Here is an 18,682-nt window from a genome sequence, read left to right on the forward strand (position 1 = left end):
CTTCGTATAGTTAATGCATTACATCATGACGACGTCGTACTTATCCTGGTTGTACAAGGTTTCGGTTTGTACTTTAATTTGCTTCGATACAAACACTTCCAGCTCTGCAAGCATATGCGATTCTTCGCCCATTAATGCTTCAACCACTTTTGGCGAAGCATAAACAACAAATTTATCGGCATCATATGCGCGGTTTACCCGAACGATTTCACGCATAATTTCAAAGCAGATGGTTTCAACGGTTTTCACCGTACCTCGGCCCTTACATACGGGGCATTCGCCACACAGTATGTGCTCAATACTTTCACGGGTGCGCTTGCGGGTCATTTCTATGAGCCCTAGCGACGTAAACCCGTGAATATTAATCTTGGCCCTGTCCTTACTTGTCGCCACTTCTAGACTATGTAAGACACGTCTTTTGTGGTCTGGTTCAATCATATCGATAAAGTCGATTAAGATCATACCGCCTAAATTACGTAACCGAAGCTGCCTAGCAATGGCTTGTGTCGCCTCGGTGTTAGTATTAAAGATAGTTTCTTCTAGGTTACGGTGCCCAACAAATGCGCCGGTATTTATATCAATGGTGGTCATGGCTTCGGTTTGATCGATAATCAAATAGCCGCCTGATTTCAAATCGACCCTACGTTCAAGCGCTCGCTGGGTTTCATTTTCAACATCGTGCAAGTCGAATATGGGCCTGTCGCCCGTGTAATATTCCAACTTGCCGTTCATTTCGGGCACGTATTCTTTCGTGAACTGGAACAGCTCCTGAAAAGACAACTTAGAGTCTATTCGAATTCTGTCTAACTCGGTGCCGACAAAATCACGAAGCACACGGCGCGCCAGCGGTAAATCTTCATACAACACATTAGACTTACGCTTTTTCATCCGCGATTGAATTTTGTCCCAAAGTCGGCGTAAAAAGGCAGCATCTTGCTGTAATTCGGCTTTACCTACCCCTTCAGCTGCGGTACGTAAAATAAAACCACCGTTTTCATCGCAGAATTCCTGCACTAGCGTTTTTAAACGCTCTCGCTCGGCTTCTTCTTCAATACGCTGAGATACGCCAACATGGGTAACACTTGGCATAAACACCAAATAGCGACTTGGAATAGTAATATCGGTAGTAAGGCGGGCGCCTTTGGTGCCAATAGGATCTTTCACTACTTGCACAACAATATCTTGACCATCTCGAACAAGCTCACGAATGTCTTGTTTTTGAATGTGACTGGCAGATACTTCCTCTGCTATTTCATTATGAATAACAATATCCGAGGCATGAAGAAAAGCGGCTTTTTCAAGGCCAATATCCACAAATGCGGCTTGCATTCCAGGAAGTACCCGACTCACTTTACCGCGATAGATATTGCCCACTAAGCCACGCTTAGTATGACGCTCTACGTGAATTTCCTGCAATATCCCATTTTCAATGAGAACAACACGAGACTCTGACGGTGTAACATTGATTAGTAGCTCTGCACTCACTACACGACTCCAAATTCTCTAAGTAACTGCCTTGTTTCATACAAAGGCAATCCAACCACTGCGCTAGCACTGCCATTTATTGCTTTTACAAATTGACCGCCAATACCTTGAATGGCGTAACTGCCTGCTTTATCTGCAGGTTCACCTGTGTCCCAGTATGCGTCAATTTCATCGTTCGTCAATGCGGCAAAAGTTACCTTGGTGGTAATAGTTTGTGTTACTTGCTTGGTGGTAGACGCCACACTAATGGCCGTCAGTACTTCATGCTCGTTGTTCGATAGCATTGAAAGAATACGTCTAGCGTCTTCTTTATCTTCAGGCTTACCTAAACTAACCCCGTTAAAGGCAATAAGCGTATCAGACGCTAATACACGCGTATTTTCATTAAGTGCATCTTCATCGTGTAACCGTGCAAGTGCTGTTTTCGCTTTTTGCTCAGCGAGTCGAGCTACCTGGGCTTCAGGCGTTTCATTAGCAAGGGCTGATTCATCAATATCCACTGGCTTTACTGAATGGGCAATGCCCATCTGATCTAACAGCATGGTACGACGAGGGGAAGCAGAGGCTAAAACCACTGAGTAATTCACGATAAAAGCCTCACACTTTAACTAATGGAAAACTGACGACGGGTTTTACGAAGTAGCCAAAATACCCAAGGCCATAACAGCATAGAGGTAAGCACGGGCCACAAGTAATCCAATTGGAAATAGATATCAGTAAGTAAGTGCTGTACCCAGAATGTTAGCAAGTGGTACAGCGAAGAAAGCAATCCTATAACAATAGCTTGTTGCCATACCGAGTAATTTCGAAGCCGCTGATAGTTCGCGGCTAAAATATAGATTGAAATGCTTAAGCTTAAACTGTGGATGCCCAAGGTAGTGCCGACTAGTATGTCAACCGCCACACCGGTTAAGAAGGCCACGCCCACATTCACTCTGTGGGGAAGCGCCATGCTCCAGTACGCAAGCACAATCAAAACCCAATCAGGACGGTATAAATCAACCTGAATAGGCAATGGCACAATTTGAAGAACTAGCGCAATCAAAAGCGTAGTGACGATAACCGAATGACGCTTACGAATCATCTTCAGCCTCCTCCTTGCTTACCGTGTTGCTTTCATCTTCTTTATCCGCTTCACTTTCACTATCCACATTACTGTCGATAGGTTTGCCTTCATCAGACCACAAGAGTAACAAATACTTTAACCTGTCTAATTTAGCCATAGGCGTTACGGTTACAATAGAAAATGGACGACTTTCATCCCGTCGTACTTCTTTCACTGTACCTACGGGATAGCCTTCGGGGAAAATTTTTCCTAAGCCGGAGGAAATCAATACATCTCCCGCTTTAATATCAACGCTGTGGGGAACATGCTCTAAATACAGCTCGTTTAGCGCGCCGCTGCCAGTAGCAATAAAGCGGATATCATTACGCTGAGAGCGGACAGGAATAGCATGAGTCACATCAGCCAGTAAAAGTACGCGGCTATTGGTAGTGCCCACTTCCATAACCTGCCCCACTATGCCTTTTTCATCAATAATGGGCTGAGATAAATAAACTCCATCAATGGCGCCTTTGTTGATGACCACCTGCTGGCTATAAGGATTTTTATCAACCGCCATCAGCTCGGCCACCATTTTACGTAAGTCGTTACGTACAGGTGCATCCAGCAAATGTCTTAATTGTTTATTTTCTTGAGACAAGGCATCAAACCGCTGGAGCTTCTCACTCATGAGCAACAGTTGATTCGTGAGCTTGTCGTTTTCTTCGAGAAGATCTTCATGTGAGGTCAAGCGCTGGGCGCTTTCGCTTAGCATTAGCCGAGGTAAATTGGCTAAATATTGAAGGGGGCTCATGAATGAATTTAAATAGACCCGAGTCGATTTAAACCCTTCTACTTTGTGATCCACAAAAATAAGTAACGCTGACAAAACAATTGCCAGCGCTAATCTATTATTCAGTGAGGGACCGCGAGTAAAAATAGTATCCATAATACAAAGAAGGCAACCTTAAGGCTGCCTTTCCTGTTTACTCATAGCTAAACAGGTCGCCACCGTGTAGGTCAATCATATCGAATGCCTTACCACCGCCACGCGCTACACAAGTTAGCGGATCATCTGCAATAACTACTGGAATGCCCGTTTCTTCCATTAGCAAACGATCTAAATCTTTCAGTAATGCGCCACCGCCGGTAAGTACCATGCCGCGTTCTGAAATATCAGACGCGAGTTCTGGTGGAGATTGCTCAAGGGCAACCATAACCGCAGAAACAATACCAGTAAGCGGCTCTTGCAAGGCTTCTAAGATTTCATTGGAGTTCAATGTGAAGCCACGAGGTACACCTTCAGCAAGGTTACGACCACGTACTTCAATTTCACGAACTTCTTCACCTGGGTAAGCTGCACCAATTTCATGCTTGATGCGCTCGGCCGTTGCTTCACCAATAAGTGAACCAAAGTTACGGCGTACATAGTTAATGATAGCTTCGTCGAACTTATCACCGCCGATACGTACCGATGACGAGTACACAACACCGTTTAGTGAAATGATAGCCACTTCGGTTGTACCACCACCAATATCGACCACCATTGAGCCGGTTGCTTCTGATACAGGTAAGCCTGCACCAATAGCGGCGGCCATAGGTTCATCAATCAAATACACTTCACGTGCACCTGCACCTAGCGCAGACTCTTTAATGGCTCGGCGCTCTACTTGGGTAGAGCCACATGGAACGCAAACTAAAACACGAGGGCTAGGGCGAAGGAAATTGTTGTCATGCACTTGTTTAATAAAGTGCTGAAGCATTTTCTCTGTTACATAAAAGTCGGCAATAACGCCGTCTTTCATAGGGCGGATAGCGCGAATGTTACCAGGCGTTCTACCTAGCATTCGTTTGGCTTCTGCACCTACAGCGGCAACGCTTTTAGGTCCAGCAGCACGCTCTTGGCGAATAGCCACTACAGAGGGTTCGTTGAGTACAATACCTTGGTCTTTAACGTAAATCAGCGTGTTAGCTGTTCCGAGGTCGATGGACAGATCATTAGAGAACATGCCTCGAAGCTTTTTAAACATGAAAAGTGTATTCCTGTTTCTGTGTTATCGCGTGTTAGCAAGGGTGAGATGACAGCGCTTTAACGTGAAGTCGATGTTTATCCGCACACTTTAACAATGGGGGCATATTTGGGCAAGCAGAGAACCATTTTTTAAACAATTAGGTGGCGATTAAGTGGAAACCCACTGCGCCTTCTACTCACTTCCTACCAACTTCTTGTTAAGTGGCTATTTTTAAACCAGTAAGAGTAGACAAGCATTTGAACCGGAAGTTTCACGTTAATACAATATTTATTGTTCAATCATCATTGAATCGGTCTGTGTATGCGCTGAAATTAACTCACTAGCGGTGCATTGGGCGGTAGAGGCAAAACGATAGAAATAATAGTTTACGCCTGCAATAATCGTAGTGCTTGTTTGACAACTGGCTTGGTAAGCACACCCTTCAAGGCCTCTTACTTGGCCAAACGAAGCGGGGCTATTAATGGTGCCATTACAAGATAATGGGGTGGCACCTGCAGGGTTTGCAGTGGCCTTTATATGCTCCATGCCCGCTTGTGTTGCAAGCTGAGCGCGAAAACCTAGGTTATCCGCAGCGACTTTGTTGCCCGTAGAAGAGAGTGACGAGGCCAGTGTTAACCCTAACAGAGCCAGCACTATCATAATAAACAACGCCATGACCAACATACTTCCTCGCTGATGTTTTCGCGAGGCAGTAAAGAACGAACCGCCTAACGTTGCCGTACTAGGATGTGTTTTCTCTACTCTATTTCTATCAGTTCTTGAAAGCGCTTTATGTGCTTTATGTACTAGATATTGTTGGGATAAAGGTTCACGGCTCATTTTCAATTGCCACCTCAGTCGTCAGACTTAATACTTCATCGCCTTTTTGGGCTCGTAGGCGCAACATCACCATATTATTAACCCCACCGTTCACACTACGAACCTGAAAAGGGTCATCGTTTGAGGTACCGCTAGCAGGTGAGGCAGATAAAACATTAATGAAGTCCACCCCAAGCCTCGGGCTACTTGCCAAAGCCAAAGGCTGCGATGTGGTAAACCCAGACTCAATCCGGTGAAGTACCGAACCTCTTAAGCAAAAACTCACCGCTTTTGAGGCAATATAAGCACGGTTAGCTAGTGAGGCTTCTGCAAAGGCATCACTTACCGTAATCTCGAGGGTATCGTCAGTGCTGTCTCTCGTTGCACAGTCGCCATCGCCGTCATCGGTACAACTTACTATAGGTTGGCGGTAATCATTAGCGGCGTTATAGACATCTAATACACTAGGTGGTGCAACAATCACAGATGCACTAGCGGTAAAGGGCTGAGTATTATCAAGGGCATCCGCAGGAAATAAGATATCGATAGTATTTTCAGTGGCTGGCTGAACGGAAATATCACTGTAACCTGTTACCACATCAGCGGGAACGAATTGTAGGCAGTGTTGAGACGATGATCCCCTTACTCTCACACTGGCAGGCACGGCGTTTTGTAGTTCACGAGCCATACGATTTATGGCAAAAGACGTTTGGGCAACAAGCTGCTCTCTTTCACTAACACCAACAAATACAGACATGCTACTGGTAACCACTTTTGCGATCCCTGTGGCTATCACCCCCATAACCACCAGGACGATGACAAGCTCTACTAACGTAAAGCCTCGAGCCTTGTTCATTGGTGTGCTATTTGCCATCAGTAATTCCACCGATAACCGCTAAAGACTATGGTTTTATCGTTAGGGGTAAGTACAGACACGCGAACCAATTTGGTGTTGCCCGTATAGCTACCCACGCCAGCATCATCAATACCGTCAAGGTTATCATCATAAAACACTACTACGTTGAGCTGGTAACCTTGATATAAACTTTGCCCACCTTGCGTGATGGTTTGACCCGCACTGTTTCTAATAACGCTGTAGCCGTGGTAATCATCCACATCATCAAAGGTAGAACGATTTTCTCCACTATCAGGCCCCAAGTTTGCGCTAGTCGTACAGTTAATAGTGTCGCTACATCGTTCACCGGCGTTATGCCCACTGCTATTTTCGTCAAATGCCTTACTCAGTATTTCTCGTTGTAATCCTTGGGCTAAAATATTAGCGCGGGCTTGCGTTACAGGCGCCACGCTTTGTTGCGCTTGCGCGCCAAGTAAATCGGTAACAATAAGCATGACAATACTGGTCACCACTAATCCAATCACGATCTCAAGTAGTGTAAAACCTCGCTCAGCACGCATAAATAAGCCCCTCAGCTTCAATACAGACACCTACTGTTGCTGTTCCCGCAAAGGTCACTCTGCAAATATCTGATGCACAACTGCCGGTGGCGGTTATTGGCCGACCAAGGTAATCGAAGTCAATATAGGAAGGCGAAGCAACACCTTCTGAAAAGGTGATAGATACCCCTTTAGCACCAATTTCATCACCCCGCGCCGCTAAAAATGTGGGCGCATTGGCGGCAATACTTGCGCCACAGCTGGCTGATTGATTTGCACTCCCGTAGTTAACAACAGTAGGGCCGTAAGCACCGTCACCAGACGAACTCACAATAGTGCGATAACAATAGCCTGCGCGGTTATCTTGCATGGCTTTGCCTTGAATATTTCGTAAGGTAGAGAGAAGACGTATTTGAAGGGAGTATTCAGTGTAGCCGGTATCATCTTGTATTCGCGCAGAAGCGACCACGCCTATAATACCAATAACGACGATGACAATAATAAGCTCAAGGAGCGTAAAGCCAGCGCCTCGGGCCTGACGCTGGCCAGGAACGAAATGCCTGGCCATGTGCTAGGTAATATTTAACAAGCAGTCGAAGTCAATGTGATAGTAGGAGAACCACCCGCTGCCGCATTTCTGTACTCAACATAGCAGTTAGCACCTTCAAAACCGTCGGGGTAAATGCGAGCCCAAGTACCGTTAGCACTCACATACCAATCTGTAGTACCTTGGTCTGCGGTAGTGTTTACTGCACGAATATCTAGGTTCATGTATGAATCTAGCTGCACAGTGGTGGTATTGTTATTGTCATCGAAGTATGTGCTGTACGGGTAACCATAACGAACATTGATATCAGTGCCATTTACGTTGATGGTCGTATTTGACGATGCAGTCGCGCCAGCAATAATTGCTTTTGCATGAATAGCTTCCGAAGCACTAATCAGTGCGCCTTCCACTCCTTCTAATGTGGCAATGCGAGCATCAGTTTGGAAACCTACAAACCGAGGCGCAGCGGTAACCGCTAAAATACCAAGAATTACGATAACTATGACTAGCTCAATAAGGGTAAAACCGCGTTGCTGCATAAAAAATGTCCTTTTGTTTCAATTACGTTTATTATTGCAAAAATGGCGTAATTGAATATAAAACTTTAGTTTAAAAATCACCAGCTTACGTATAAAACTCAATACATAGTTATGAGTTCGAATCATTACTAAAAACGATAACTTGGCCTATCCGTGGGTCGTATAGAAACCCATCGCCTTGCGCATCATTGGTAGGGCTACTGTTCAGATTTTTTATAGATTGGCTAAGGTAATAATAGCAAAGGTCATTACCACTTGCGCCGCCACCACTACTATTTGTAGCAAAGTATCGGTAACCGTCAAATGGTGATTCTGAAAAACTCGATGTAATGGAGGGGGCACTTTGCATTATCAGGCTAAAGATACTTTCGCAGTCTAATGCGGTAATCGCTGTGTCTTGACTGTTACCGTCACCGTTTAGCAGGCCTGTGGGATAGCCGGTATCCTGATCAACCGCGACATTAATGCCATCAAGTGTCACAAAGGTCTGATTGGTAGACGCATTCTCTTCTGGCCGACCTTCTATTTCCCATTGTGCGCGCACAAGCCCAACCCCTGTGGCGAAACCACCGGCAACACCCTCAACCGTGGCATCTTCAGCTTGTTCAGTAATATCAAGAAAGCGTGGAATGGCCACTGCCGCTAGTAGCCCAAGTAATACGACTACAATCACAAGCTCTATTAGCGTAAAACCCAGTTGTTTTCCCGCTATTTGATGTCGTTGCTTTTTCATTTGGACCACCCCAGTTTTCTCATTATTAAAATTCAGTTTGTTTGTTATTGTTCGTTTTCTGGAACCACATCACCACGAAATACAAAGTAGTCAAAGTAATCCCCCGCACTTAAGGAAAATCGGCAGCGTGCATTCACGGCCTCATCGTCGACTAACTCACCACGAAAATATTCACCACGCACATTAAAACCATTAACCATCATAGGCACGGTTAGCAATGCGTTCCAAAGGGTTTTACACCCTTGCACAGAAGGAGACACTTCTGGCCATCCCTCATGACTCATTAGCACGGGCGTACGTCCAACTTCATTACCCTGCCTATCATAGTGCGTAAGCAGAATACGAACCGGCCGCCCTTCTGACTGCCACTTCCAATGAGCCGTTACTGCAGATTCTTCCAACTTGAGCGCTAGCTGCCTAAGCATCTGTGCTTCAAAATTAACTTCGCTGGTATTCAGTCGCACGATAAAAACAGCCATTAGTGAAGCAAACAACGTGATCACAATAATGTTGATAAATAAGGATCTGTTCTTACTTTTTGCCGCTTCGCTTTTCGTCACCATGTTACTACCCTTGCTGCTATTACTTTTTCGCAGTCATTAATTGCTCTTAACATACTGTTATAACACATCTTTAAGCTAGGGAGTTATACGCCTTTTATTGCGTTCATCATATCCCACATGGGGGTAAAAATACCCAGCGCGAGCACCAGTACCATGGCTGCCACCACGACAATTAAAAAAGGCTCTATCTTTGCTGTTAAATTTTTAAGATCGTAGTCAACTTCACGCTCATAGAACTCCGACGCCTCAACCAGTAATTCATCTACGCGACCGGTTTCCTCACCTACACGAATCATCTGCATCACCAAAGGTGTAAATAGTCCGCTTGCTGCGCTGACTCGTGCTAGCCCCTCACCTTTTTCAATTCGCTCGCGCATCGCAATAATCTTTTGCCCCATGTACACATTTCCCACCGCTTCTGAGGTTAAGTTTAGTGCACTGGTTAAGGGAACGCCCGCGCGCAACATCATTGAAAAACTTCGACAATAGCGGCTTAGTAAAGAACGATTAAAAATACTGCCCACTATAGGTAATGAAAGCTTACGTCTATCCCAATTTAAACGCCCGACTTTCGTATTTAATGAACGCCTAATCATGTAGGCAATGAATATCCCGCCAGCAATTAGCAGGTACCAATAGTTCAGCAAGAAATCTGATGTGCCTATGAGCGCTCGGGTCATTAAAGGCAATTCGGCATTGAACTTAGAAAACATGTCGGCGAATTTGGGGATAACAAAGATATTGAGCACTACAAACGCGCCCGCTAAGGCGATAAGCACAAAAATGGGGTAGCGCGTGGCGGCTTTAATTTGTTTGCGAGTTTCTTGTTCGCGCTCTAAATACACCGCCAGTTGAGCGAAGGCATCTTCTAATTGACCGGTGTTTTCGCCCACATGAATAATACTTACAAATAATTGATTAAAAATTTTAGGGTGCTGGTTTAATCCGGAAGACAAGGTGCGGCCTCGTTCTAAACTTACGATAGCGTCTTCAAGGGCAAGTTTAAGGCGAATAGAATTACAGGATTCAGCTAAGCCGGACACCGCTTTTAGTAAGGGAATACCCGCTTTGGTTAGCGAGAACATTTGGCGACAAAAAATAACTAAATCGTCCAAAGTGACTTCGGGGACAAACCAGCCTTGCCAACCAGACACGACACTTTCTTTTTTATCACTCATGGGGGCAATAGCAATTGGCGTTACACTGCGAGCGCGCAACATTGCCGCTGCACTTCCTGCATCGTTCGCGTCTAACTCGCCTTCTGTCAGGGCGCCATTTCTTTCGCGCCCTTTGTAGCTAAACCGTGCCATCTATCATTGCCTTATTGCACTGTTGTGTCGTCAGTGATTTCAGAGGTGGGAGCATCTTGGGCTACCATCTCAACCAGTTTTAACACCTCTTCTACACTGGTTACGCCCATTTTTGCGTAAGTCAGAGCAGATTGAGGCAAAGAGCGATAGCCTGCGCTTTTAGTCGCGGCATCACTAAAGCCTTGAATATCACTGGATTTTAAATAATTCATCATGTTTTCAGTCATTTCGAGTAACTCAAAAACCCCAATTCGCCCTCTGTATCCTGTTTGATTACATTTCTGACAGCCACGCCCTTGTTTAAAGGCAACGTCTGCGGCATTTTCATCAATACCGTTCAACCACACCTTTTCATCATCCGTTGGCGTATAAGAGGTGGTGCAATTATCACAAATTCGGCGTACCAAGCGCTGAGCAATAATGCCTCGAAGAGAACTTGCCACCAAGTAACCTGGCGCGCCCATATCGAGTAAGCGCACTACGCTAGATATAGCGTCGTTGGTATGCAGTGTCGATAGTACTAAGTGACCGGTTAATGCACCACGAAGCCCAATTTCTACCGTTTCTTGATCACGCATTTCCCCCACCATAATAATGTCGGGGTCTTGTCGTAGTGTGGTTCTAAGTACATTTGAAAAAGTCAGGTTTATTTTAGGATTCACTTGAACCTGATTAATGCGGGGTAAGCGGTATTCCACCGGATCTTCTACGGTAATAATTTTCGACTTTGCCGTATTTAATTCGCTTAATGCACCATACAAAGTGGTCGTTTTACCCGAACCTGTAGGCCCGGTAACCAAAATCATCCCATGAGGGCGTCGTAACAAATTTCTAAAGCGGGTTAACTGTGCTGAAGGCATGCCGGTTTGTTCAAGGGTCAGTATTCCTGCGGACTGATCAAGCAAACGCATGACCACAGACTCGCCACCTTGCACTGGCATGGTAGACAAACGCACGTCTATTTTGTGCCCTTTAACTTTAATTTGAGTACGGCCATCTTGCGGTAGCCGCTTTTCGGAAATATCTAACCCCGCCATTAGCTTTAAACGCAACACTAACGCGGCCGCTATACTTTTCTCGGGTATCACAGTTTCTTGTAAAACCCCATCTACCCGTTGTCGTATTCTCAACTGATTTTCATCAGGTTCTATATGAATATCAGACGCTTTTGCTATCACCGCATCTTCAAAAATAGATTGCAGCAACCGGGCGACTGTTGTGTCTTGATCGCCCGCACCACCAAGTTCTATATTAAAGTTATCTTCAGTATCGTATTCTTCTGCTAGTTCTTGGGCAAAACTCGCAATTTCTTGGGTTTTTCGATAAAAAGTATCGTAAGCGGTGAACAGCTGTTGCTCGCTAACTACGGCAAGTTCAATTTGTCTGTTTAACGTTTCTGAAAGATGATCTACCGCGGTTAAATCGGCGGGATCTGACATGGCAACTAGCAGGCTGTCCCCCTTATCATCAATAACGAGTGCGCGATATCGCCTAGCTTGAATTTCAGGTAAAAGCAGCACAGCTTGTTGATTTACGCGGTATTGATCAATATCGATAAGCGGAACATTTAAATGCCGAGATAACAATTCAAGCATTTGGTGTTCAGTCACCAACCCCATCGAAATTAGCGTAGCACCTAACTTACGGCCTGTACTTTTTTGCTCAGACAATGCCGTCATTAGCTCATCAGCACTAATCAAATTATGCTGAACAAGAAGGTCGCCAAGGCGAACTCTAGGTTTATTCATTTTACTACTTCCCGAAGCCTAGCCATGCGCTCTTGCGCATAATGATGTACATTTGGTGATAGGGTCTGCTGCGTATCAATCTTTACTACTTGGGAGAACGCGTGAAACGCCAGTGCAGATTGATGCAAATTGTCAGCACTTATCGCAGCACCTAACCACCATTTGGGCTCGAGAGGTCGCCGCTTAGTTAGCACTAAATAATCATTAAGTGACTTGTCGAACTCGCCATATTGCTGCAGTAAATTCGCTCTAAAACTAAGTAACTCTACAGACAGTGGGTTGCGGGGTGAAGAAACAGCCCCGTTCGCGTTTTCTATTGCTAACGTTGTTAGCCCTTGTTTCACATACAACCGCGACAACATAAGGCGAACACTGTGATCATCCGGTGAATTCACAAGCATACCTTGTAATAAGGCCTGGGCTTGTTCTACCTGGCCGCTGGCAAACAGCAAGGACGCTAGCTTCTTCTTAACACTAATATCGGTTGGATGGCTTTGCGCTTTCTGCTGCATTAACCTGATGGCTGTGTTGTAGTCGTTATTATCAAGAGCCAAGCGCACCTGCTCGTCTATCGCAGGGGCGTTTTTATTGTTATCAATCTGCTTTGAGAAACGTGCCACTGGTGCAGACTCGGCTGTTTTTACGCTGTCTACCGACTTTGATACAGTCTTCGCTACAAAGATGCCAGTAGGGCTGTTGTCTGGGTTGGAAGTAGGGTTAATGCTTGCATCAGAAGCAGCACGCGAGCTTGGGCTTTTTATGTATTCACCTTCGGTGGCTTTCGCCTTTTCTGAAGAGGTATCCTGTGCTACTTGGGCAGACGTCTGCATCGGTTTTGATAAATTCTGCGGCGTATTCGTGTCGTCGTTTTGCGAGATGCTAGCTTCAACACTTCCTTGTCCCGCACTTCCTTTTTCAGCAGTTTCTTTTTCAGCACTTTCTTTTTCGGCAGATTCAGTACTTGGTTGAGCACTTGCTGTCAGGGAAGCCGGCAATATAGCGGGGCTTGGTTCGGTTAATGAAACTTCGTTTGTATCTGTTATCGGCATTGATTCAGAGGGCAACACCGCAGATGAAACCGATGGCGCGGGGTTAAGCAGCACCCACACAGCTAACGCGATGGTGACGATAACTAACAAAAGCACAACGATAGTAAGCGCACTTACTGACTTTTTTTGTGGGGGCTCGTATCGAGCTTGCGGTTGTTCAACGCCTTCGCGAGCTTCTAGATCTTTCAGCATTTTATTCACAACACTCATGCCATGCCTCCAAACTCGAGTACACTGGCAAGGGTAACCGAAACCACCACACCGGCCGCTACCAAAGAAGGCCACAGGGCAAAAGAAGCGTACCAAGGCAATGTAGTGGCTTCGGTGTCAGCAATAGCCAACTTAATATGCGATACATCCACGTTGTACTTGCCTTCGCCATACGCCAGCATCATGGCCTTATGACACAGTACGTTGACCAGCCTTGGCGTCCCCTTCGTAGCCATAAACATTAATCGGCAACACGCTAAGTCGAATACCTCTTCTCCTGTGTGCCCTGCTACCACTAAACGATGTTTTACATAATGGTAAATTTGGTCGGTATCCATGTGCGATAACGAATAACTGAATGTAATGCGCTGCTTTAACTGCCGCAGCTCCGGCATTGAAAGCTTTTGATTGAGCTCTGGTTGCCCAAATAACACCACCTGCAATAATTTACGGCTTTCTGTCTCTAAGTTAGTCATTAACCGAAGTGCTTCAATACTTTCTACCGGTAACGCTTGCGCTTCATCAATCACCAAAACAGCACTGCGATGCTGGGCATTAATATCGATAAGTCGCTCTTGAATACATTGGGTGAAACGCTGCTGATCGCAGGTTTGCCCTATATCTACTCCTAACTCACTTGCCACTGCACGGCGCAACTCGTCTGGGCTTAAAAGAGGGTTAGGAATATAGGCTGATTGAAAATGCGCGGGCAATTCATTAAGAAATTTCCGGCAAATAAGGGTTTTTCCTGTACCGACTTCACCAGTCACTTTGATAAAGCCCTCACCAGATTTAAGCGCAGTGAGTAACACCTCACTGGCTTCAATATGACTGGGTAGGCCATAAAAAAAACTGGTGTTTGGCGTTAAAGTAAAAGGTAGCTCTCTAATGCCAAAATGATACAAATACATACTTAATCCACATACAACCAATCAACCATATTTTGGCGACTGGTTTCAAGTTGCTGTTCGAACGTGTCGTGTCCTACAACAGTGGGTTTGAGTAAAATAATAAGTTCTTTTTTTGTTTCGCTAACTTGGCGATTTTTGAACAATTCACCAAACAAGGGAATGTCACCCAGTAATGGCGTTTTTGATACCACATCGGTTTGACTGGTTTGCATTAAGCCACCTATCACCACAATTTCGCCAGAGCCAGCACGAATTATAGTGTCTGACTCTCGAATGGTGCTTTGTGCCAATGGCAATACAATTTGCTCATCATCCATAGTCACAACTTTTTGCTGCTCAGCAGTTTCAATCACCGATGGGTGAACATGCAAAAGTACCGTGCCTTTGTCATCAATTTGCGGTGTTACATCTAGCGCAATGCCCGAGAAAAAGGGGGTAAGTTCAATATCCGGTGATATAGACGTTGTAGTGCTGGTTACCGTGCTGTCGCTTGACACATCAGTGACAAAATATTCATCGTCACCTACTTTTATAACCGCTTTTTGATTATTAATAGCGGTCACCCGGGGGCTCGAAAGTACTTGTACATTCCCTTGAGTAGACAGTAATGACAGCACGCCTGAGAAGTCTTTGTTCAAAAAAGCGAGGCTTGTCACGCCACCCAAAGTAGCGCTGATGTCATTGCCTAACGTGCCAGCAGTGGTTGAAAGCGAAAAGTCTGTATTGCCGGTGTTGGCCAATATTTCATTCCAATTAATACCCTGCTGATAACCGTCATTCAGTTCAACTTCTAAAATACGGGCTTCCAAAATAACTTGCTTAGTTAAGTTCGCTTCTGAGGTCTTCAAAAAGCGGCGTATATCAGACAATTCATCAGGCATAGCCCGCACAGTAACTAAGCTTGCTTGCGGAGTAACAAATACAGCACGGCCGTTTTCCTTACCTACCATAGCTTCAAGACTAACCTTCAAGTCGGCCCAAAAGTCGGTTTCAGTGCGAGTGTTTATCGTTGTGCCGTTAGTATTGCTGTTGTTTTGACTTCCGTAGCTTTCGGAACTGCTGAAGTTGCCACTGTACGAGCCCGAAGAAGAACCATTGTTGTTATTTTGATTATTATTTTGCGTTACACCGCCGGAGGTAATACTGGTTTGAGTTGCCCCGTTTCGCTGCATGTAGAGGTAATTCACGGCAAAGGTTTCAGTACGCATACCTGCAGCGCGCACTTTAAACACCGTTCCTGAGCGCGCAATGTCATAGCCATATAAGTCACTGAGTAGTGACATAACTTCATCTATTGTAACTTGCTTGAGTTGCAGCGATACCGACCCAGTTACTTGCGGATGAATAGCAACACTGTAAGGCGTACCTTCAACCAAGCCTGCGAAAAAGGCGCTGATAGGCACACTTTGCGCGTTAACGTCGAAACGTTGTGGGCCGAACAAGCTGTTAGTTGAAGACACACTTTCGGGTGCTGCCAATGCAGCTGATACCGCAGAGGGAATGGGCACTGGGGTATTTAGTTGTGAAGATTTACGCGCTTTTTCTGCATCAATTTGTTCTTGTAAGTCTTGTTCAACTTTTGACACAAGCTGCTGCTGAGGCTCTGATGTACTCTGACAACCGGCCATCGCTAAAGATATGCTTAATACTCCAAACAGACGGGGTAACTTGCCCATTTTACAGATCCTCTGATACATTTTTTTTAATTGTTGTTATTGGCGCTAGAGACAATACAGTTCGTACAGGCTTGGCATAACGGTTTTTCAAAATTACTACGGTATTCTTAGTGATGCTTTCTACTTTGCCGTCGGCGATATCATCCCCTTCCCTGACCACTTTATTATTAATAATGGCATGCTTACTTTGCGCAGAATACATGATGGCGCTTAAGGAAAACTCCCCTTGCTGCGTAGCACCAATGCCTGTCATTTTGGTATTCCCAGGACGAGTTGGGTCTTGCTGTGCAAACAACAAAAATGAGCTAAAAGTGAGCACTATTGTTAGTATTAGTTTAAACACGGATAAATGTCCTTTGCGTGCTAACGGTATAAAACTCTATTGTCACTTTTCCGTTAGGGTAATCGCTGACTTGGTAATCCATCGCTTCCCAATAAAGCTTTATATTTTCTTTTTGAGCACGTTGAAGAAAGTCTCTGATATCAAAATAGCTACCGCTGAACGTTAGGGTTAGGCCGTGTCGATAAAGCGTAAGCGCCGATAAGTCTTCACGCCCTGCAAATATATTAACAGGCGCAATAGTTGCCATAGATTCCAAGCGCACTTGTTGTGCATCATCAAACATACGACTAACCAACGCTGGCATTTCATCAGGGGTGACTAGGGTCTTAAGTTCATCTCTAAATCGCCGTTCCAATATCGCATCTTTTTCTTCTAATTCTGCAATGCTTGATATCAAGGCCTTGTCGGGATCCTCTTCTAGCGCTTCGAGATAAATTTGCAATTGCTGGCTTAACGAAGAGGTTTGCGTGGCTTCAGACGCAAGCCTTCTTTCCATCGATTGCGACTTTTTCCAAAGTGGTTCGATGAAAAACGTGAAACCAACAAGTACTATCACCACTAAGCCCGCGACGAAGAGCATGATGAGTTCTCGAGGGCTCATGGCGGCCAGTTTACTGTTCAAGCTATCTTTGCTCATTCTGGTGCCACCTCAACGTCTTCATCAGCTGGCTCACTGAGTAACTCAAACGACAACACGCCATTTGGATTGCCATCCTTGTTGATATCACGGCTTAATTTAATGACTTCAAATTCTTTTTCTTCAAAGTAGGTAGCGTTTCCTAGTCGTTTTAACCACGCTGGCAGCGCACCTGGGTCGTTTACTTTGCCATATAATGACAATCGCTCACTGCGCACTACAAATCGCGTTAACCATAGAGAACCGTCTGCAACATCGGCAAAACCATTTAAGGCTTGGTAAAATGGCGCCTGCTCTCGAGTTTCTTGCCCACTCAATTCTTCTATAAGTAATGTTTTTTGGCTGACCGAAAGGTTTAACGTTTCGTGTTCTTCAGATAAAACTTGTGATGGCTTTCGTTCAGCTAATTGAGATTTCGCCATGGCTAACTCTTCATCAAGCTGGATAGTTCGCTCTTGCGCTTGGTTTAACACTGCACTTTGTTTTTGAACCGTCACGCTCAACCTCATGGTAACTAGCACGACTATCAGCAATGTAAGTAACCACACTACGAGCATTGTGCCTACGTTCAACCAGCGAAACTCCGGTTTAAACTCTGGCCAATAGAGGTTAATCCGCTGTCTCATTTTAGCTCTCCTGTAGTACTCATAGTAGGAGGTGCTATAGGTTGTGGAACCAATGCACAAAACGCAGCACTTAAGCTCACCAAGTTCAGCCGATAAACATCAATGTCTTCGCTAACTTGAATAGGCGAAATTAACTGGTCGATTTGTGCCGGAATTAACTGGCTGAGCTGCATCTTAACCGTAGTAGAATGCGGGGAGTCTAACCGAAATAAAACCGAACGGATGGGCGGTTGGCGCAACTGACTTTCAAAGTGGTCCATAGAACGTTGAATTTGCACACCCAAATTATCAAGCAGTCCCATTTCCAATTCTTCTTGGGAAAACGAGCCAATATTTTCAAAACCTTTTAACCGCCGAGAAGAATAAAGGTTTCCATCTTTAACCACATTTAAAACCACTTCTTCACCGGCTTCTTGTGTTAACAGTACGGTGGCGCTTTCCATTGACGGCATGAGCTCGCATAGCGCTAATTCAGCAGTCGTGATTTCTTTTAAAGTGACATCGGCAAATTGGATATGGCTGACAACATCAGCAATGACAGAGCGAGGTAACGCGAATACGTTTACCTTGTTAGTGCCTGCAAGAGGCACGGGCAAATCGACATAATCAAATACATAGGCTTTGTCGCTACCCAATATTTCGGCAACAGACCATTGCAGTGCGCCGTGAACTTCGTTGTCCTCAACATTTGGCCGGTCTAGCTGTAACGCATTGTACCAACTGTGAGACATACACACGCACGTTGAGATACCAAGAAGGTTTTTTTCCTTTAGCCAAGTATGAAGCTTTTCACCCCATTTTTCTGGCGTTACCGTTTCTTCGTCAACTAAAACTATTGAATCTTGCTCACGTTTTACGATGCAGAAGGATACAGACTCAGCGTCTACAGAAACGCCGAGCACATGGTGCTTGGAAACACGTCTAAATTTCTGCTTTAGGTATTGGCGCCATCCAATGTGCATTGTAAAATCTTTGGCCATGAATAATTGTGTTATTACAACAAAGTAATAACAATAGCACCAGTAGACGAAAGTTGT

General features: G+C 45.1%; 21 protein-coding genes. All 21 read right to left on the reverse strand.

The genetic code is table 11. The annotated features are described in order from the left end of the window. Positions 1-18: 18 nt before the first annotated feature. The 21 genes from rng to C7Y69_RS09675 all read right to left on the reverse strand — a co-directional run bounded on the left by rng (position 19) and on the right by C7Y69_RS09675 (position 18,607). Complete coding sequence (rng, locus tag C7Y69_RS09575; RefSeq protein WP_013785851.1) at positions 19-1,485, reverse strand: ribonuclease G; 1,467 nt, start codon at positions 1,483-1,485, stop codon at positions 19-21. Further along, positions 1,485-2,072 carry a Maf family protein gene (locus C7Y69_RS09580; protein ID WP_126872556.1) on the reverse strand — a complete coding sequence of 196 codons (588 nt, stop codon included), beginning with the start codon at positions 2,070-2,072 and terminating at the stop codon, positions 1,485-1,487. Before C7Y69_RS09580 ends, rng begins: the two co-directional genes overlap by 1 nt. 17 nt (positions 2,073-2,089) lie before the next feature. After that, positions 2,090-2,566 carry a rod shape-determining protein MreD gene (gene mreD, locus C7Y69_RS09585; protein ID WP_041453083.1) on the reverse strand — a complete coding sequence of 159 codons (477 nt, stop codon included), beginning with the start codon at positions 2,564-2,566 and terminating at the stop codon, positions 2,090-2,092. Continuing rightward, entirely contained in the window at positions 2,559-3,476 is a 918-nt protein-coding gene (gene mreC, locus C7Y69_RS09590; RefSeq protein WP_013785854.1) for a rod shape-determining protein MreC, read from the reverse strand. The genes mreD and mreC overlap by 8 nt, the downstream gene beginning before the upstream one ends. Before the next feature lie 37 nt (positions 3,477-3,513). Continuing rightward, positions 3,514-4,557, reverse strand: a complete 1,044-nt coding sequence (locus tag C7Y69_RS09595) for a rod shape-determining protein (RefSeq protein WP_013785855.1) — start codon at positions 4,555-4,557, stop codon at positions 3,514-3,516. 270 nt (positions 4,558-4,827) lie between these two features. After that, positions 4,828-5,379 carry a hypothetical protein gene (locus tag C7Y69_RS09600; protein ID WP_126872557.1) on the reverse strand — a complete coding sequence of 184 codons (552 nt, stop codon included), beginning with the start codon at positions 5,377-5,379 and terminating at the stop codon, positions 4,828-4,830. Beyond that, a complete protein-coding gene (locus tag C7Y69_RS09605) occupies positions 5,369-6,232 on the reverse strand; it encodes a prepilin-type N-terminal cleavage/methylation domain-containing protein (protein WP_126872558.1) in 864 nt (287 codons plus the stop codon). Before C7Y69_RS09605 ends, C7Y69_RS09600 begins: the two co-directional genes overlap by 11 nt. Beyond that, positions 6,232-6,774: a prepilin-type N-terminal cleavage/methylation domain-containing protein gene (locus C7Y69_RS09610; protein WP_126872559.1), complete on the reverse strand. Its 543-nt coding sequence runs from the start codon at positions 6,772-6,774 to the stop codon at positions 6,232-6,234. Before C7Y69_RS09610 ends, C7Y69_RS09605 begins: the two co-directional genes overlap by 1 nt. After that, positions 6,764-7,321, reverse strand: coding sequence for a prepilin-type N-terminal cleavage/methylation domain-containing protein (locus C7Y69_RS09615; RefSeq protein WP_013785859.1), 558 nt, complete (start codon positions 7,319-7,321; stop codon positions 6,764-6,766). The genes C7Y69_RS09610 and C7Y69_RS09615 overlap by 11 nt, the downstream gene beginning before the upstream one ends. 14 nt (positions 7,322-7,335) lie before the next feature. After that, the gene (locus tag C7Y69_RS22025) at positions 7,336-7,839 is read right to left on the reverse strand and encodes a type II secretion system protein (RefSeq protein WP_013785860.1); all 504 of its coding nucleotides are present in this window, start codon (positions 7,837-7,839) and stop codon (positions 7,336-7,338) included. Between the two features lie 109 nt (positions 7,840-7,948). Beyond that, on the reverse strand, positions 7,949-8,572 hold the full coding sequence (locus C7Y69_RS09625) for a prepilin-type N-terminal cleavage/methylation domain-containing protein (protein WP_013785861.1): 624 nt from the start codon (positions 8,570-8,572) through the stop codon (positions 7,949-7,951). A gap of 44 nt (positions 8,573-8,616) precedes the next feature. Continuing rightward, the gene (locus C7Y69_RS09630; protein WP_013785862.1) at positions 8,617-9,135 is read right to left on the reverse strand and encodes a hypothetical protein; all 519 of its coding nucleotides are present in this window, start codon (positions 9,133-9,135) and stop codon (positions 8,617-8,619) included. An 83-nt stretch (positions 9,136-9,218) separates the two neighbouring features. After that, a complete protein-coding gene (locus tag C7Y69_RS09635) occupies positions 9,219-10,445 on the reverse strand; it encodes a type II secretion system F family protein (protein ID WP_126872560.1) in 1,227 nt (408 codons plus the stop codon). Positions 10,446-10,456: 11 nt separating this feature from the next. Next, entirely contained in the window at positions 10,457-12,193 is a 1,737-nt protein-coding gene (locus C7Y69_RS09640) for a GspE/PulE family protein (protein ID WP_126872561.1), read from the reverse strand. Continuing rightward, positions 12,190-13,452, reverse strand: coding sequence for a tetratricopeptide repeat protein (locus C7Y69_RS09645; protein WP_126872562.1), 1,263 nt, complete (start codon positions 13,450-13,452; stop codon positions 12,190-12,192). The genes C7Y69_RS09640 and C7Y69_RS09645 overlap by 4 nt, the downstream gene beginning before the upstream one ends. Further along, positions 13,449-14,363, reverse strand: coding sequence for an ExeA family protein (locus C7Y69_RS09650; RefSeq protein ID WP_126872563.1), 915 nt, complete (start codon positions 14,361-14,363; stop codon positions 13,449-13,451). Before C7Y69_RS09650 ends, C7Y69_RS09645 begins: the two co-directional genes overlap by 4 nt. Positions 14,364-14,365: 2 nt before the next feature. Continuing rightward, positions 14,366-16,039, reverse strand: coding sequence for a pilus (MSHA type) biogenesis protein MshL (gene mshL / locus C7Y69_RS09655; RefSeq protein ID WP_126872564.1), 1,674 nt, complete (start codon positions 16,037-16,039; stop codon positions 14,366-14,368). Position 16,040: 1 nt separating this feature from the next. Beyond that, positions 16,041-16,382, reverse strand: coding sequence for a hypothetical protein (locus tag C7Y69_RS09660; RefSeq protein WP_013785868.1), 342 nt, complete (start codon positions 16,380-16,382; stop codon positions 16,041-16,043). Continuing rightward, positions 16,375-17,019, reverse strand: a complete 645-nt coding sequence (gspM, locus tag C7Y69_RS09665) for a type II secretion system protein GspM (RefSeq protein ID WP_126872565.1) — start codon at positions 17,017-17,019, stop codon at positions 16,375-16,377. Before gspM ends, C7Y69_RS09660 begins: the two co-directional genes overlap by 8 nt. After that, complete coding sequence (locus tag C7Y69_RS09670) at positions 17,016-17,645, reverse strand: hypothetical protein (RefSeq protein ID WP_126872566.1); 630 nt, start codon at positions 17,643-17,645, stop codon at positions 17,016-17,018. The genes gspM and C7Y69_RS09670 overlap by 4 nt, the downstream gene beginning before the upstream one ends. Continuing rightward, positions 17,642-18,607 carry an MSHA biogenesis protein MshI gene (locus tag C7Y69_RS09675; protein ID WP_126872567.1) on the reverse strand — a complete coding sequence of 322 codons (966 nt, stop codon included), beginning with the start codon at positions 18,605-18,607 and terminating at the stop codon, positions 17,642-17,644. The genes C7Y69_RS09670 and C7Y69_RS09675 overlap by 4 nt, the downstream gene beginning before the upstream one ends. Positions 18,608-18,682 lie beyond the last annotated feature (75 nt).

The sequence above is a fragment of the Alteromonas sp. KS69 genome (genome assembly GCF_003989595.1).
GTDB classification, from domain to species: domain Bacteria; phylum Pseudomonadota; class Gammaproteobacteria; order Enterobacterales; family Alteromonadaceae; genus Alteromonas; species Alteromonas naphthalenivorans.

Coding starts and splice junctions, on each gene's coding strand:
- mreC (WP_013785854.1), bottom strand. CDS start 3,476: ATGGATACTATTTTTACTCGCGGTCCCTCACTGAATAATAGATTAGCG.
- C7Y69_RS09595 (WP_013785855.1), bottom strand. CDS start 4,557: ATGTTTAAAAAGCTTCGAGGCATGTTCTCTAATGATCTGTCCATCGAC.
- C7Y69_RS09600 (WP_126872557.1), bottom strand. CDS start 5,379: ATGAGCCGTGAACCTTTATCCCAACAATATCTAGTACATAAAGCACAT.
- C7Y69_RS09605 (WP_126872558.1), bottom strand. CDS start 6,232: ATGGCAAATAGCACACCAATGAACAAGGCTCGAGGCTTTACGTTAGTA.
- C7Y69_RS09610 (WP_126872559.1), bottom strand. CDS start 6,774: ATGCGTGCTGAGCGAGGTTTTACACTACTTGAGATCGTGATTGGATTA.
- C7Y69_RS09615 (WP_013785859.1), bottom strand. CDS start 7,321: ATGGCCAGGCATTTCGTTCCTGGCCAGCGTCAGGCCCGAGGCGCTGGC.
- C7Y69_RS22025 (WP_013785860.1), bottom strand. CDS start 7,839: ATGCAGCAACGCGGTTTTACCCTTATTGAGCTAGTCATAGTTATCGTA.
- C7Y69_RS09625 (WP_013785861.1), bottom strand. CDS start 8,572: ATGAAAAAGCAACGACATCAAATAGCGGGAAAACAACTGGGTTTTACG.
- C7Y69_RS09630 (WP_013785862.1), bottom strand. CDS start 9,135: ATGGTGACGAAAAGCGAAGCGGCAAAAAGTAAGAACAGATCCTTATTT.
- C7Y69_RS09635 (WP_126872560.1), bottom strand. CDS start 10,445: ATGGCACGGTTTAGCTACAAAGGGCGCGAAAGAAATGGCGCCCTGACA.
- C7Y69_RS09640 (WP_126872561.1), bottom strand. CDS start 12,193: ATGAATAAACCTAGAGTTCGCCTTGGCGACCTTCTTGTTCAGCATAAT.
- C7Y69_RS09645 (WP_126872562.1), bottom strand. CDS start 13,452: ATGAGTGTTGTGAATAAAATGCTGAAAGATCTAGAAGCTCGCGAAGGC.
- C7Y69_RS09650 (WP_126872563.1), bottom strand. CDS start 14,363: ATGTATTTGTATCATTTTGGCATTAGAGAGCTACCTTTTACTTTAACG.
- mshL (WP_126872564.1), bottom strand. CDS start 16,039: ATGGGCAAGTTACCCCGTCTGTTTGGAGTATTAAGCATATCTTTAGCG.
- gspM (WP_126872565.1), bottom strand. CDS start 17,019: ATGAGCAAAGATAGCTTGAACAGTAAACTGGCCGCCATGAGCCCTCGA.
- C7Y69_RS09670 (WP_126872566.1), bottom strand. CDS start 17,645: ATGAGACAGCGGATTAACCTCTATTGGCCAGAGTTTAAACCGGAGTTT.
- C7Y69_RS09675 (WP_126872567.1), bottom strand. CDS start 18,607: ATGCACATTGGATGGCGCCAATACCTAAAGCAGAAATTTAGACGTGTT.